The 15,535-nt window shown below is 73.1% G+C and carries 10 protein-coding genes; 8 read left to right on the forward strand and 2 right to left on the reverse strand.

The window, feature by feature from the left end:
• The 3 genes from F1615_RS31580 (at position 1) to recQ (ending at position 5,329) form a co-directional block, all read left to right on the forward strand.
• A complete protein-coding gene (locus tag F1615_RS31580) occupies positions 1-1,572 on the forward strand; it encodes an NADH-quinone oxidoreductase subunit M (RefSeq protein WP_149552468.1) in 1,572 nt (523 codons plus the stop codon).
• Positions 1,569-3,224, forward strand: a complete 1,656-nt coding sequence (gene nuoN / locus F1615_RS31585; RefSeq protein ID WP_149552469.1) for an NADH-quinone oxidoreductase subunit NuoN — start codon at positions 1,569-1,571, stop codon at positions 3,222-3,224. The genes F1615_RS31580 and nuoN overlap by 4 nt, the downstream gene beginning before the upstream one ends.
• A 170-nt stretch (positions 3,225-3,394) precedes the next feature.
• On the forward strand, positions 3,395-5,329 hold the full coding sequence (gene recQ, locus F1615_RS31590; RefSeq protein WP_149552470.1) for a DNA helicase RecQ: 1,935 nt from the start codon (positions 3,395-3,397) through the stop codon (positions 5,327-5,329).
• 43 nt (positions 5,330-5,372) lie between these two features.
• Here the strand turns inward: recQ and F1615_RS31595 are convergent, their stop codons facing one another.
• Together F1615_RS31595 and fahA are read right to left on the reverse strand one after the other, a co-directional pair.
• Positions 5,373-6,311, reverse strand: coding sequence for a M56 family metallopeptidase (locus F1615_RS31595; protein WP_149552471.1), 939 nt, complete (start codon positions 6,309-6,311; stop codon positions 5,373-5,375).
• Positions 6,312-6,477: 166 nt separating this feature from the next.
• A complete protein-coding gene (gene fahA, locus F1615_RS31600) occupies positions 6,478-7,692 on the reverse strand; it encodes a fumarylacetoacetase (RefSeq protein WP_149552472.1) in 1,215 nt (404 codons plus the stop codon).
• Between the two features lie 362 nt (positions 7,693-8,054).
• Here fahA and F1615_RS31605 point away from each other — a divergent pair, with 362 nt between their 5' ends.
• The 5 genes from F1615_RS31605 (at position 8,055) to F1615_RS31625 (ending at position 15,533) form a co-directional block, all read left to right on the forward strand.
• Positions 8,055-9,245, forward strand: coding sequence for a DegT/DnrJ/EryC1/StrS family aminotransferase (locus F1615_RS31605; RefSeq protein WP_244328922.1), 1,191 nt, complete (start codon positions 8,055-8,057; stop codon positions 9,243-9,245).
• Positions 9,238-11,862: a lipopolysaccharide biosynthesis protein gene (locus tag F1615_RS31610; protein WP_149552474.1), complete on the forward strand. Its 2,625-nt coding sequence runs from the start codon at positions 9,238-9,240 to the stop codon at positions 11,860-11,862. Before F1615_RS31605 ends, F1615_RS31610 begins: the two co-directional genes overlap by 8 nt.
• A gap of 193 nt (positions 11,863-12,055) precedes the next feature.
• On the forward strand, positions 12,056-13,942 hold the full coding sequence (locus F1615_RS31615; RefSeq protein ID WP_244328923.1) for a glycosyltransferase: 1,887 nt from the start codon (positions 12,056-12,058) through the stop codon (positions 13,940-13,942).
• Positions 13,939-14,379 carry a hypothetical protein gene (locus F1615_RS31620; RefSeq protein ID WP_149552475.1) on the forward strand — a complete coding sequence of 147 codons (441 nt, stop codon included), beginning with the start codon at positions 13,939-13,941 and terminating at the stop codon, positions 14,377-14,379. Before F1615_RS31615 ends, F1615_RS31620 begins: the two co-directional genes overlap by 4 nt.
• Positions 14,376-15,533 carry a glycosyl hydrolase gene (locus tag F1615_RS31625; protein ID WP_149552476.1) on the forward strand — a complete coding sequence of 386 codons (1,158 nt, stop codon included), beginning with the start codon at positions 14,376-14,378 and terminating at the stop codon, positions 15,531-15,533. The genes F1615_RS31620 and F1615_RS31625 overlap by 4 nt, the downstream gene beginning before the upstream one ends.
• The last annotated feature ends 2 nt before the right edge of the window (positions 15,534-15,535 follow it).

Raw genomic sequence — 15,535 nt, forward strand, 5'->3', positions numbered from 1 at the left:
ATGTCCTTTCCTCTGCTGACAGCGACGGCGGCGCTCCCGGCCATCGGGGCGATCGCCACGGCCGCCGTACCGGCCGCGAGGCGCACGGCAGCCAAGTGGCTCGCCCTGCTGTTCTCGCTCGCCACGCTCGTGCTGGCGATCGTCGTCCTGGTGCGGTTCGACCCGGACGGCGACCGCTACCAGCTCACCGAGTCCCACTCCTGGATCGCGGACTTCGGCGTCCGGTACGAGCTGGGTGTCGACGGCATCGCGGTGGCGCTGATCGCGCTGACCGCGCTGCTGATCCCGTTCATCGTCCTCGCGGGCTGGCACGACGCCGACCCGCTGGAGACGGGGAACAAGAGGTGGCGGCCGACGCAGGGCTTCTTCGCCCTGATCCTGGCCGTCGAGGCGATGGTGATCCTCTCCTTCGAGGCCACCGACGTCTTCCTCTTCTACATCTTCTTCGAAGCCATGCTGATCCCGATGTACTTCCTCATCGGCGGCTTCGGGGACCGTGCCCACGAGCACGGCGAGGAGAAGGCGGCCGCCCAACGGTCGTACGCGGCGGTGAAGTTCCTGCTCTACAACCTGGCCGGCGGTCTGATCATGCTGGCCGCGGTGATCGGGCTGTACGTGGTCGCCGGGAACTTCTCGCTCACCGAGATCGCCGAGGCGCGGGCCAACGGCTCGCTGGACATGGCGACGAGCACCGAGCGCTGGCTGTTCCTCGGCTTCTTCTTCGCCTTCGCCGTGAAGGCGCCGCTGTGGCCGCTGCACACCTGGCTGCCCAACGCCATGCAGGAGTCCACCGCGCCGGTCGCCGTGCTGATCACGGCGGTCGTCGACAAGGTGGGCACCTTCGCGATGCTGCGCTTCTGCCTCCAGCTGTTCCCGGAGGCCAGCAAGTGGGCGACGCCGGTCATCCTCGTCCTGGCGGTCGTCAGCATCATCTACGGCGCCCTGCTCGCGGTCGGCCAGCGCGACATCAAGCGGCTGATCGCGTACGCGTCGATCTCGCACTTCGGCTTCATCATCATGGGCATCTTCGCGATGACCAGCCAGGGCCAGTCCGGCGCGACGCTGTACATGGTCAACCACGGCATCTCGACCGCCGTGCTGATGCTGATCGCCGGATTCCTGATCTCGCGGCGCGGTTCACGGCTCATCGCCGACTACGGCGGTGTGCAGAAGGTCGCACCGGTGCTCGCCGGCACCTTTCTGATCGGCGGGCTCGCGACCCTCTCGCTGCCGGGGCTCGCGCCCTTCGTCAGTGAGTTCCTGGTCCTGGTCGGCACGTTCACGCGTTACCCGGTGATCGGCATCATCGCCACCTTCGGCATCGTGCTCGCCGCGCTCTACACCCTCGTCCTCTACCAGCGGACGATGACGGGCCCGGTGAAGCCCGAGGTGGCCGCGATGCCCGACCTGCGGGTGCGGGAGATCGCGGTGGTGGCACCGCTGGTCGTGCTGCTGGTCTTCCTGGGCGTCTACCCGAAGCCCGTCACGGATGTCGTGAACCCGGCGGTGAAGCAGACCATGTCCGACCTTGAGAAGAAGGACCCCCGGCCCGAGGTGGAGGCGGCCAAGTGAGCGCAACAGCAGCCGTCCACAGCCTGTGGACAACGGCGGCGGCCGACCCGATCTCGAAGATCGACGCGCCGAAGATCGAGTACGGACAGCTCGCCCCCACCCTGATCGTCGTCGGTGCGGCGATCATCGGGATCCTGGTCGAGGCGTTCGTACCGCGCAAATCCCGCTACTACGTACAGATGTTCGTGGCCGTGGTCGCGCTCGCGGCGGCCTTCGCCTCGGTCGTGGCGCTCGCCGCGGACGGCTACGCCACGACCAAGGCGGGCATCGCGGCGATGGGCGCCATCGCCGTCGACGGACCGGCCCTGTTCCTTCAGGGCACGATCCTGCTGACGGCCCTGGTCGGCCTGTTCACCTTCGCGGAGCGCCGGCTCGACCCGGAGGCGCACGGCAACCGCGTGGACTCCTTCGCCGCGCAGGCCGCGTCCGTACCGGGCAGCGACAGCGAGCAGAGGGCGGTGAAGGCCGGGTTCACCACCACCGAGGTGTTCCCGCTGCTGCTCTTCGCGGTCGCCGGCATGCTGGTCTTCCCGGCGGCCAACGACCTGCTGACCCTGTTCGTGGCGCTCGAGGTCCTCTCCCTCCCGCTGTACCTGCTGTGCGCGCTGGCCCGCCGCAAGCGGCTGATGTCGCAGGAGGCGGCGGTCAAGTACTTCCTGCTCGGCGCGTTCGCCTCCGCGTTCCTGCTGTTCGGCATCGCACTGCTGTACGGCTACGCGGGCTCGATGTCGTACGCGACGATCGCGCAGGTCGTCGAGGGCACCGTCCCGGAGGTCACCCCGGCGCTCGCCGGCACCATGGGAAACGACGCGCTGCTGCTGGTCGGTGCCGCGCTGCTGATCATGGGCCTGCTGTTCAAGGTCGGCGCCGTGCCCTTCCACATGTGGACGCCCGACGTGTACCAGGGCGCCCCGACGCCGGTGACGGGCTTCATGGCCGCGGCCACCAAGGTGGCCGCGTTCGGCGCGCTGCTGCGGATCCTGTACGTGGTGCTGCCGGGCCTGCGCTGGGACTGGCGGCCGGTCATGTGGGCCGTCGCCATCGTCACCATGGTGGTCGGGGCGGTCGTCGCGATCACGCAGACCGACATCAAGAGGCTGCTGGCGTACTCGGCGATCTCGCACGCGGGCTTCATCCTCGCGGGTGTCATCGCGGCCACGCCGTCGGGTGTGTCGTCCGTGCTGTTCTACCTGGCGGCGTACTCGTTCGTGACGATCGGCGCGTTCGCGGTGGTCACGCTGGTCCGGGACGCAGGGGGCGAGGCGACGCACCTGTCCAAGTGGGCGGGGCTCGGCCGTCGCTCCCCGCTGGTGGCCGCCGTGTTCGCGGTGTTCCTGCTGGCCTTCGCCGGGATCCCGCTGACCTCCGGATTCGCCGGGAAGTTCGCCGTGTTCAAGGCGGCGGCGGAGGGCGGGGCCGCCCCGCTGGTCGTGGTCGGTGTGATCGCGTCGGCCATCGCGGCGTTCTTCTACATCCGCGTCATCGTCCTGATGTTCTTCAGCGAGCCGCGCCCCGAGGGCCCGACCGTCGCGGTGCCGTCACCGCTGACGATGACGGCGATCGGGGTCGGCGTGGCGGTCACGGTGGTGCTCGGTGTGGCACCGCAGTACTTCCTGGAGCTGGCCGGGGACGCGGGAGTGTTCGTGCGCTGACACGACGCGCAGCGGCAGGGCGGCGGCCCGGTACCCCCCGAGGGGTGCCGGGCCGCCGCTTTCGGGGTGGACCTGTGGACAACTCCGGGGCTGTCGGTGCGGGCCCCTATCGTGGAGGCAGTGGTCGAGGGACGGCTCACGGGGGCACGGTGACGGGCGGTAGTGGCGGGATGGCAGTGATGGAGAGCGAGGCGCTGGCCGCGCTGCACCGGGTGTTCGGGTACGAGACCTTCCGCGGTGAGCAGGAAGCGGTCGTCGAGCATGTGATCGCGGGCGGCGACGCCGTCGTGCTCATGCCGACCGGCGGCGGCAAATCGCTGTGCTACCAGATCCCCGCCCTGGTCAGACCGGGCACGGGCGTCGTGGTCTCCCCGCTCATCGCCCTGATGCAGGACCAGGTGGACGCGCTGCGGGCGCTGGGCGTGCGCGCCGGGTTCATGAACTCCACGCAGGACTTCGACGAGCGGCGGGTGGTCGAGGCGGAGTTCCTAGCCGACGAGCTGGACCTGCTGTATCTCGCGCCGGAGCGGCTGCGCCTGGACAGCAGCCTGGACCTGCTCTCGCGCGGCAAGATCTCCGTCTTCGCCATCGACGAGGCGCACTGCGTGTCCCAGTGGGGGCACGACTTCCGGCCGGACTACCTCAGCCTGTCCCTGCTGGGCGAGCGCTGGCCGGAGGTGCCCCGGATCGCGCTCACGGCGACCGCCACGCACGCCACGCACAAGGAGATCACCGACCGGCTGAGGATGCCGGGGGCCCGGCACTTCGTGGCGAGCTTCGACCGGCCCAACATCCAGTACCGGATCGTCCCCAAGGCCGACCCCAGGAAGCAGCTGCTGACCTTCCTGCGCGAGGAGCACGCCGGGGACGCGGGCATCGTCTACTGCCTGTCGCGCAACTCCGTGGAGAAGACGGCGGAGTTCCTCTCGCGCAACGGCATCGAGGCGGTGCCGTACCACGCGGGCCTCGACGCCGGGACGCGCGCCGCGCACCAGGCGCGGTTCCTGCGGGAGGAGGGGCTGGTCGTGGTGGCGACCATCGCCTTCGGCATGGGCATCGACAAGCCGGACGTCCGGTTCGTCGCCCACCTCGACCTGCCCAAGTCGGTCGAGGGCTACTACCAGGAGACGGGGCGCGCGGGGCGTGACGGACTGCCGTCCACGGCCTGGATGGCGTACGGGCTCAACGACGTCATTCAGCAGCGGAAGCTGATCCAGTCGGGGGAGGGCGACGAGGCGTTCCGGCGGCGGGCGGGCGGGCACCTGGACGCGATGCTGGCGCTGTGCGAGACGGTCCGGTGCCGGCGCGGCCAGCTCCTGGCCTACTTCGGGCAGGAGCCCGACCCGGCGGGCTGCGGCAACTGCGACACCTGCCTCACCCCGCCGGAGACGTGGGACGGGACGGTCGCGGCGCAGAAGGTGCTGTCGACGGTGGTGCGGTTGCAGCGGGAGCGCGGGCAGAAGTTCGGCGCGGTGCAGATCGTGGACATCCTGCTGGGGCGGCGCACGGCGAAGGTCATCCAGTTCGACCACGACCAGCTGTCGGTGTTCGGCATCGGTGAGGAGCTGAGCGAGGCCGAGTGGCGCGGCGTCGTCCGGCAGCTGCTCGCCCAGGGGCTGCTCGCCGTCGAGGGGGAGTACGGCACGCTGGTGCTCACCGGGGAGAGCGGGGCGGTGCTGCGGCGGGAGCGGGAGGTACCGCTGCGCAAGGAGCCGAAGAAGCCGGCGGCGGCCCGGGGCACGAGCAGCCGGGGTGAGCGCAAGGCCAAGGCCGCCGCGGCCGAGCTGCCCGAGGAGCTTCAGCCGGCGTTCGAGGCGCTGCGCGCCTGGCGTGCCGAGCAGGCCCGCGAGCAGGGCGTCCCGGCGTACGTCATCTTCCACGACGCCACACTGCGGGAGATCGCCACGGTGTGGCCCACGTCGGTGGCCGAGCTCGGCGGGATCAGCGGGGTGGGGGAGAAGAAGCTGGCGACGTACGGGGAGGGCGTGGTGGCGGTGCTGGCCGGGCTGACGGCGCCGGGGGACGCCGGTGCCGGTGCCGGGTCCGAGGACCCCGGCGGCCCGGACGACTGGCCCGAGGAGGAGCCGGAGCCCGACTGGACATAGGTGGCCGCCCCGGGGTTCATCGGCACGACTGCCCGCCATCGCGTCAGGGCAGGGCTTTCAGGCCTGGGGCGAAGGTGATCAGGAGAGGGACCAGCGGGACCAGGGCCGCCGCGGCGGTGGTCAGGGCGCGGTGGTGGCGGCCCAGGCGGGGCGGGGGCTCCAGGAGGCGTTCGACGCGTTCGCCGAGCAGGCGGTGGCTGGAGGCGCAGGACAGCACGCCGCGGTGCTGGTTGAGCTCGATCAGCGCGAGCGCCGTGGTCAGGTGGCCGCAGCGGCGGGAGGCCGTGTCGTCGGCGGACAGCTCGACCAGCCGGTGGGTCTGGTCGCAGAAGTGGGTGAACAGCGGGATCCGCGGGAAGCCGGTGGCCAGGGCCGTCGACAGGTGCAGCAGCCAGTCGTGCCGTGCGCGGGCGTGGCCGCGCTCGTGGGTCAGGACGGCGTCGAGCTGGTGGTCGGTGAGGCGCTGCAGGGCCCCGGTCGTGACGATCAGCTGAGGCGGGCTGCCCGGCATCCACCAGGCGTCGGGGTACTCCTCCTCCAGCACCAGCAGGGGACCGCGCGCCGCGGGGAGCCCCGCGGGCAGGTCCGGGGCGCGCTCCCGCAGATGCGCCCGGGCACGGGTGCGCCGGCGGCGGGCCTCGGCCAGCTCCCGCCCCAGCATGGCCGTCGTCCAGGCCGCCCCGCAGGACAGCAGCACGGTGAGGACGGTCGTCCAGGGCGAGGCGGCGGACAGGTCGTACGCCGCGGTCACCGCGGGCGGGGCCGGGGCGAAGAGCTGGGCGCGCACGGTGCCGAAGACGGCCGCGGCGCTCAGCGCGAGTGCCGTCAGGCAGCACAGCAGGACGGTGGCGACCAGGCACTGCCACGCCCACAGGGCGACGACCGGTTCCCGTTCCGGCCACTTCGCCCGGGTCAGCGCCCGGGGGACGGGCACGGCGGCCGTCACGGCGACGACGCTCAGCAGGAGCAGGCAGACGGTCATGCCACGGGCTCCGGATCCTGTCGGAAGGGGCGGCTCGGGGGCGTGCGGGGCGTGCGGGGCGTGCGGAGGGCGCGGTGCGGACATGCGCACACCGCCCGACACCGATTATGACGGCGAAGGGCGGTGTGAGTCAGGGGGCGGAGGGGATCGGGAAGGGCCACAGGGGTCAGGGCGCGGGGACCACCCGTCCCGAGACCTCGCCCAGGCCCACGCGCACCCCGTCCGGGCCCGGCGCCCAGGCCGACAGCGTCACCACGTCGCCGTCCTCGAGGAACGTCCGCTTGCCGTCGGGGAGTTCGAGGGGGTCGCGGCCGTTCCAGGTCAGTTCGAGCAGCGAGCCGCGTTCCCGCTCGGCGGGGCCGCTCACGGTGCCGGAACCGTACAGGTCACCGGTGCGCAGGGAGGCGCCGTTGACGGTCATGTGGGCGAGCTGCTGGGCGGCCGTCCAGTACATGGTGGAGAAGGGGGGTTCGGAGACGACGTGCCCGTTGATGGCGACGCTGATGCGCAGGTCGTAGCCGCCGGGTTCCTCGTCGGCGTCGTCCAGGTAGGGCAGCAGCTCGTGGGTGCGCTCCGGCGGCGCGACGCGGGCCTCCTCCAGGGCGTCGAGCGGAGTGATCCAGGCCGACACCGAGGTGGTGAAGGACTTGCCGAGGAACGGGCCGAGGGGGACGTACTCCCAGGCCTGGACGTCGCGGGCGGACCAGTCGTTGAGGAGGCAGAGGCCGAAGACGTGGTCGCGGTAGTCGCCGAGCGGCACCGGCCGGCCCCGTTCGGACGGCACACCGACCACGAAGCCGACCTCGGCCTCGATGTCCAGCCGGACGGACGGCCCGAAGACGGGGGCGGCGTCGGCGGGTGCCTTGCGCTGGCCGGAGGGGCGCACGACGTCGGTGCCGGACACCACGACCGTGCCGGAGCGGCCGTGGTAGCCGATCGGCAGGTGCTTCCAGTTGGGGGTCAGGGAGTCGGCGGCGTCGGGGCGGAAGATCTGGCCGACGTTGCGGGCGTGGTTCTCGGAGGCGTAGAAGTCGACGTAGTCCGCGACCTCGAAGGGGAGGTGCAGCGTCACCTCGGACAGCGGGTGGAACAGCGGTTCGACGGTCTCCCGGTGGGCGGGGACGGTCACCCAGGCCGTGAGCGCCCGCCGTACGTCCGACCAGGCCGTGCGGCCCGCGGCCAGCAGCGGGTTCAGGGTCGGCCGGGCGAGCAGGGAGGCGTACGGGGAGCCCAGGGCGTGCGCCGCGGCGCCGGCGTCGAGGACGTGGTCGCCGAGCCGGACGCCGACGGTCCGCTCCGACGAGCCGGGGGGCGAGAACACGCCGTACGGCAGGTTGTGCGGGCCGAAGGGATCGCCCTCGGGGACATCGAAGGGGGGCATCGGGTGCTGCCTCGCTTTCGTGTGCGCAGGTGCGCCACGTGTCCGTGGCCGTGCCACACGTTACGGGTGACACGGCGGTCTTGTGCAGAGCGGCAGTGGTGGTGTGGCGGTGGAGGGGACTCGTGGGCGGGGATCATGCGGGCACAAGGCGCCATCCCCCGCTTCCCCTCGCGTACCGGAAGTTATCCACAGGACGGATCGCAATCTTGACGGAGCGGTGCGAACGGGGCGACTCTGGGCGGGTGCCGGAAGGCCTCGGGGAGGGGGCGTTCCGATGGCACACAGGGGGGCGGATGGCCATTGGGGAGGCCGGCCCGCGCTCGGCGCGCTCGAGGTCGCGGCCGGAACGGCTGGAGGAGACCATGCGTGCCCGGCTCGGCCGGGAATGTGTGTACGTGCCGTCATGCAGGCTGGGGCTGTACGTGGCGCTGCGCCACTGGTGCCCGCCGGGCGGCCGGGTGCTGATGTCGCCGGTCAACGACGACGTCATCTTCTTCGTGGTGCTGGCGGCGGGACTGCGGCCGGTGCAGGCGCCGTTGAACGCGCTCGACGCGTCCATCGACATCGATGCCGTGCCCGAGGAGACCTGGGGCTCGCTCTCCGCCGTACTGACCACGAACCTGTACGGCAACCCGGACCCGGCGCCGCGACTGCGGGCCCGCTGCGACGCGTTGGGCATCCCGCTGTTCGAGGACGCGGCGCACGCGATCGGCAGCGAGGCCGGCGGGCGGCCGGTCGGGGCGTGGGGCGACGCCTCCGTTTTCAGCCTGTCCAAGCACGCCGGCGCCCAGGCCGGCGGGATCCTGTCGCTCGCCGACCCGGACCTGGGCGACGCGCTGCGGCGGACCTGCGACGGACTGCTCACCCCGCGCCGGACGGCGTCCGAACTCGCCTATGCCGTGCGGCCGTACGCCGAGGCCGCGGTGAGGGGGCTGGGGCTGCGGCGGGCCGCGTGGGCGGCGATGGGACTGCTGGGGCTGACGGAGCGCGACGGGATCAGGATGCCGTTGCGTCCGGAAAGGCTGGCCAGGGCCGCCGGCGTGGCCCCGGACCTGGCCGCGCACGACCCCTGGGTCCGCGTCGACATGCACACCTACCGCCTGCGGTCCGGTCCGCTGCGGCTGCGGCGGATCCGGCGCGGGCTCGGACGGCTGGACGAGGTGCTGGAGGCGTCCCGGGAGGGCACCGAGCTGCTGCTGTCGACGCGCTGGGCCCGGCCGCGCGCCGGAGGCGGCACGCAACCGCTCTTCCGCGTCCCGCTGTTCGTGGCGGACCGGGACGCGGCGATCGCGGCGCTCGCGCGGCGCGGGATCGTCGTGGGCTACCTCTACGACCCGCCCCTCGACGACTACGCGGGGAAGGAGTTCACGGACCCCTCGCCCGCGCCCGGGGCCGCCCGCTGGTTCGCGCGGCACGCGCTGCCGGTGGACCCGCTGCGGGCCCGGGAGGCCGTCGAAGCGCTGGAGCGGTCCGGTGCGCGGCCGGCCGAACTGCCGGCGGAGCTGACCCGGCCGGGGACGAGGGCCGACGGGCTGGGGCCGTCCCGTGACTGACATCCAGGTGCACGAGCCGGCCGCGCCGCGCGCCGGCGGGCGGCCCCCGCCCGCCGGGGACCGGTCCGGCCCGGACTCCCTGTTCAAGAACGCCTACTTCCTCATGCTCAGCACGGGCGTGTCGGCCGTTCTCGGGCTGGGGTTCTGGCTCGTCGCCGCCCGCTACTACTCCGAGGACGCCGTCGGCCAGGGCTCCGCCGCCATCGCCGCCATGCGGCTGCTCGCCAGCATCACCGCGACCACGATGATCGGCGCCGTGGTCCGGTTCGTACCGCGCGCGGGCCGCGAGACCGGACGTCTGGTGTGGGCGGTGTACGGGGCGAGTTCGGTGGTCGTCGCCCTGGCCGCCGGCGTCTTCCTGCTCACGCTCGACCAGTGGGGCGCCTCCTACGAACCCCTCGGCGCACCGCTGGCCGGGGCGCTGTTCGTGGCGGCGTGCGTGGCGTGGGCGCTGCTCACGCTGCAGGACGGGGTGCTCACCGGGCTGCGCAAGGCCGAGTGGGTGCCGGCCGGCAACGCGGTGTTCTCCGTCGGGAAGCTCGTCCTGCTGGCCGTCTTCGCGAGCGCGCTGCCCGTGCTGGGCATCTTCGTGTCCTGGGCCGTGGCCATCGCGTTCTCCACGCTTCCGCTCGGCTGGCTGATCTTCCGCCGGCTCATCCCGCGCCAGGCCGCCGCCGACCGGGACGTGGAGCCGCCCGGCCTGCGCGCCATGGGCCGCTTCCTGGCCGGGGACTCGCTCGGCGCGCTGTTCAGCCTGGCCATGATCAACCTGCTGCCCGTGATGGTCGCGGTCCGCTTCAGCGCCGCCGAGAACGGCTACTTCTACGTGGCGTACACCGTCGGCGGCACGATGGAGTTCATGGCCATCAACATGGCCTCCTCGCTCACCGCCCACGCCTCGCACGATCCGCGCCGGCTCGCCGACGGGGTGCGCGGGGCGCTGCGCCGGATGACGCTGCTGCTGGTGCCGGTCGTCGCCGTGCTGGTCGCGTTCGCGCCCCAGATCCTCACGCCGTTCAGCGCGGACTACGCCGAGCAGGGCTCGACGGTGCTGCGGCTGCTCGCCCTCGGCGCGCTGCCCCGGGTGGTCGTGGAGCTGTACATCGGGGTGCTGCGGGTGCAGGGCCGCACGGGTGTGCTCGCCGCGCTGCAGGGGGCGATGTGCGTGCTGGTGCTGGGCAGCGCGGCCGTGCTGTTCACCCCTGCGGGGATCGCGGGGGCCGGGTGGGCGGTGCTGATCAGCATGACGCTGATCGCGGCCGTGTCGGTCTTCGGGCTGCGTTCCGCGCTGCGCGAGGGGACCGGCGGGCCCGTGGAGCGGCCCTCCGCCGCGCCCGACTACGGCACGCGCTGGGCCCGGCTGAACGCCACCGCCGGGTACGGCACGGGCTGGGCGCGCCGGGCGGCGTACGAGGACCGGGACGCCGGGGGCTCCGGCGACGACACGGTCACGCTGTTCATCGGCCGCCCCGGGTACGAACGGGAGGCCCTGCGGGCGGACACGCTGGCGTTCATCGTGCGCCCGCCCGGTGCGGACGCGGGGCACACGTCCGGGGCCGGGCCGGACGAGGGACACGGGGACCGCGGGCGGCGCGAGGGCACGGACGGGCGGGGAGACGGTTCCGCGCCGGAAGCGTTCGCGCCGGACGCTCCAGAAGCGGAAGCCCCAGAAGCGGTAGCCCCGGAGCCGAAGGCTCTCGCGCCGGAGCCGGCGGACGAGCCCCACGACGCGGACGAGCCCCACGGCGCGGACGAGCCCCACCGCCACCGGACGCCCAGTGCCCCCGGCCCGGACGTCTCCCCGGTCACCCGGGCCGCCACCACGCCTCCGGGCCCTGCCTCGTGGGCACACCGGAGAGGCCCCGAGGAGGCCTCCGAGCCGCCCCCCGCCCCGCCGCGACGACCGTCCGGCGACGCAGACGCAGACGCAGACGCAGACGCGGACGACAGGCGTCTGAGCGGCATCCTCTGGGCGCTGCTCGGGCTCGCCACCCTCGTCTTCTGGACGTCGGTGCACGAACTGCCCTGGCTCGGCGGGTCCCGGGGCGACGAGCCCACCGGGCGCGCCCTGCTGGAGGGCCTGCCGCTCACGGCGCTCGCGGCCGGGGGCGTACTGATCCTGGTCCTCGTCGCCTCGGTGACGCTGCGCACGCGGCCCGACGCCCGGCTTTCCGGCACGGCGCTGGCCTCCGTCCTGGCCGCCCTGCACGCCGCACCCGTCGCGCTCGGCCGGGAACCGGAGCCGGTGGACGGGGCGTTGTACGCGCGGACGGCCGGTTTCCTCACGGAGACGCTGGGCCTCGACGGGCCCGCTCCGCTGCTGCGCTGGGCGCCGCTCGTCTGCCAGCTGCTGTGTCTCGTACCACTGTCGCTGCTGCTCGCGGCCGCGGGCGGGCGCCTGTCGTGGCCGGGGCGCTGGGCGGTCCTGTATCTCGTCGCGGTGGGCGGCTGGGTGTGGCGGGACGCCCTCGCGCCGGTGGCGCCGCCGCTGCTCGTCCTTCTCGTCGTCCTCCACATCGTCGTCGTCGTACTCGTCCTGCTCCTGCCGCCGCGCCGCGCCCTGCCGCTGCCGGCGCCGCCCCGCCGCGGGCAGCAGGACGGCCGATCCAGGGACTGATCACGCCTCAGAGCCGAACCGCCAGGGGGGAACCACCGTGCGTCCGCCAACCACTCCGCGCGAGAGAGCCGCGCCCGATCCGGCGCCGGAGAGCAGCCCGGCGCCGGCCACCCCTGACGAAGCGGCACCGGACCGCGCGTCCGGGCCGCGGGCCCCGGCCTCCTCGGAGTCGTCGAGTCCCGCGCACGAGCCCGTGACGGACCTCTCCGATCTGCCACCCGTCTGGTCCGGCCGCCACGGCCCCGCCGCGGTCCTGCCCGGCGTACCGCTGCTCGCCGCGCTCGCCCTGTGGGTGTACGCGGTGCGGCACACGGATGTGTCGCGGCTCGACGACTTCGGTCTCGTCACCGCCCTCCACCCGGCCTTCTGGGCCGGCCTGGCCGTGCTCACCGCCGGCTTCTGGTTCACGGTCCGCGATCCGCGGCGGCCGGGCGGCTGGGCGGCGGCGTACGTGCTCGGGCTGCTGGTGATGGAGCGGGCCACCCAGGCCGTGCTCTATCCCACCCCGCTGTACGCCTGGGCGTGGAAGCACGACGGTGTCGTCGACCACCTGCTGACGGCCGGCGGACTGCAGACCGCCGACCAGGTCGGCGACATGGCCGTGTACGACCAGTGGCCCGGCTTCTTCGCGGCCCAGGCGGCGCTGGTGCGGCTCCTCGGCGTGGAGTCGACGGCCATGTACATGGCCTGGTGGCCGCTGGTCTCCAGCCTGATGCTGCTGCTCCCGCTGCTGCTGATCTACCGCACCTTCACCGAGGACCGGCGGCTCGTCTGGACCGGCGTCTGGCTCTTCTACGTCGGCAACTGGGTGGGGCAGGACTACTTCTCCCCCCAGGCCGTGGCCTTCGCGCTGCACCTCGGTGTGCTGGCCGTCGTCCTGCGCCGGTACGGCCGCTCCGGCGGTGCGCAAGGGCGGCAGGGACAGGCGGTCTGGACGGTCGTGCTCAGCGTGCTGGTCGTGGCGATCGTCATCTCGCACCAGCTGACCCCGGGCATGCTGGCCGCCTCCCTGCTCGCCCTGTGCCTGGTCCGCCGCTACCGCGGCTGGGTCCCCCCGGTCACCACGGTCGTGATCTTCCTGGCCTGGTGCCTGACGGCCGCGCTGCCGTTCCTGTCCGCGGCGCTGCCGGACATGATCCGTTCCGTGGGCGACATCGGCGGCAACGTGGCCACCGGATACGGCGCCACCCCGACCGGTACCGGAGCGGTGGCGACGTCCTGGGCGGCCCGGCTGCTGTCGGGCACGGTGCTGCTGCTGGCGGTCGCCGGGATGTGGCGGCAGCGGGTGCTGCGGCACCGGGCGATGCCGCTGCTGCTGATCTCGGCGGCTCCGCTGCCGATGTTCGTGGCGAGCAGCTACGGCAGCGAAATGATCTTCCGGGTGCTGCTGTTCATGCTGCCCGGCGCCGCCTTCTTCGCCGCCGCCGCACTGCTGCCCGAGGTGCGCACCCTCGCCACCGGGCCCGGAGAGGGAACCCGCACCCCGGCACCCGCGCGGGGCGCCCTGCGGCGCGGCATCGGGACGGGTGGCCCGCTGCTCGTGCTCCTCGCCGGGACCCTGGCCTTCGTCCCGAGCTACTCGGGCAAGGACCGGATCAACTACTTCCCGCCGGAGGAGGTGGCCCTGGTCCAGCGGCTCTTCGACGAGGCGCCCGAGGGGTCGGCGGTCGTCGCCGCCAACCGCAACTACCCGCTCGCGTACGAGTCGTACGGGACCATCGGCCACTACTGGTTCCTGGAGGACGACCGGCGGCACGTCGACGAGATCGTGCGGCGCCCGGCCGCCACCCTCGCCCGCGACATGACCGGCGTGGAGCACCCGGGCCGGGCCTACTTCCTCCTCACCCAGGGGCAGTTCGCCAACTCGGAGATGAACGGACAGCTCACCGGGGAGCAGTTGAACCGGATCCGGGAGTCCGTCGCCGCCTCGCCGCGGTTCCGGCTCGTGGCGCAGAACGGCGCGGGCGCGGTCTACGAACTGAGGCGCGAACGGCCGGAAGGCACCGAGCGCGCGGAGGGCGGGGAAGCCACCGAGGGCGTGGAGGGCGCGGAGGGCGCGGAAAGGGGTGCGGAGCGATGACACCGCAGGATTTCGTGGTGCGGATGCTCCCGCCGTTCGGCGGCTGGCTGGCCCTGGCCGCCCTCGCCCTGCCCGGCGGATCACCGCTGCGGGGCGCGGCCGTCGCCGCGTTCCTGGCGGCCGGCCCCGGCGCGGCCCTGGTCGGCCTGTGCGGACCGGCCCTGCGCGCACGGCCCGCGCGGGGGCCCGTGGAGTCGCACGGCGCCGACTTCGCCCGCCGCTCCGACCTGCTGGAACGGATGATGCTGGGCGTCCTCCTCAGCGTCTGCGCGGTGATGACCGTCGCCACCGTGCTGATCGCCACCCACACCTTCAGCGCGTGGCGGGTACTGCTCGCCCTGACCCTCCTGACCACGCTCGCCGCGTTCTGCCCGCGGCTGCGCGCCTCACCGCCCGCGCCGGGGACTTCGACGACACGGAAGGGTTCCGCCCTGTGAGGTTCATCCGTCCCTTTCGCCGCGACAGCGGCGCGCCCGCCCCCGACGCCCGGCACCGCAGGCCACGGGTGCCGCGCGAGCGCGGGCCGGTGTCGCGGCGCCGCCGGCTGCTGCTGACGTCCGCCACGGTCGTCAGCGCGGTCCTCGTCGCCGTACTCGCCCTGCGGAACGCGTCCGGACCCTCGGACTCCGGGCCGGAACGCTCCGCGACGGGCGGGGAATGCGGGCCCACCGACCTCCTCGAACCGCCCTGCGGTGCCTGGTTCGGCGCGTTCGTGCCGCACGACCGGGACGACCTGGAGGACAGGGTGCGGGCCTACGAGAAGCGCGTGGGCCGCACGCTCGACATCGTCTACACCTACCACGACATGTCCCTGCCCGAAGGCACGCGCAGGGAGGGGCAGTTGCTCAGCCCGGAGGAGCAGCGCGTGGGCGAGGACCGCATGCTGCTGCTGTCCTGGGAGAGCAAGTGGTGGGGCGGTACGAAGGGGCAGCAGCCGACGTGGAAGGAGATCGCCGCCGGTGAGCTGGACGAGTCCGTCATCGACGTCCAGGCCCGGCGGATCAAGGACTACGGCGAGCGCACCGGGAAGAAGGTCTTCCTCTCCTTCGACCTGGAGATGGACACCCGCACCCCGGACAACGGCACACCGGCCGAGTACGTGAAGGCGTACCGGCACATCCACGACCGGTTCGAGCGGCTGGGCGCCGACAACGTGGTGTGGACGTGGATCATCACCGGGTACCTGGACCACGCCGGCCTGTTCGAGCGCATGTACCCGGGGGACGAGTACGTCGACTGGATCGGCTACAACCAGTACAACTACTACCGGTGCCACGAAACGGACTGGCTGACCTTCGCCCAGACCCAGACGGCCACCCACGCGTGGATACGGAAGAACATCTCCGACGACAAGCCGCTGATGCTCTCCGAGTTCGGTACGGCGGCCGACCCGTCCCGCCCCGGGCGGCAGGCCGAGTGGTACGGGCAGGTGCCGCGGGTGCTGAAGGACCTGGACGGGGTCAAGGCCGCCCTCCAGTGGAATCACCGGGACCCGGGACCGCACTGCGACCTCGCCCTGGCCGACGACGCGGCGTGGCGGAGCCTGCGCGAGGTGGTGGCCGACCCGTATCTCAACCAGCCGCTGTCGTGAGC

It is taken from the genome of Streptomyces marokkonensis, from assembly GCF_008312835.1.
GTDB lineage: Bacteria > Actinomycetota > Actinomycetes > Streptomycetales > Streptomycetaceae > Streptomyces > Streptomyces marokkonensis_A.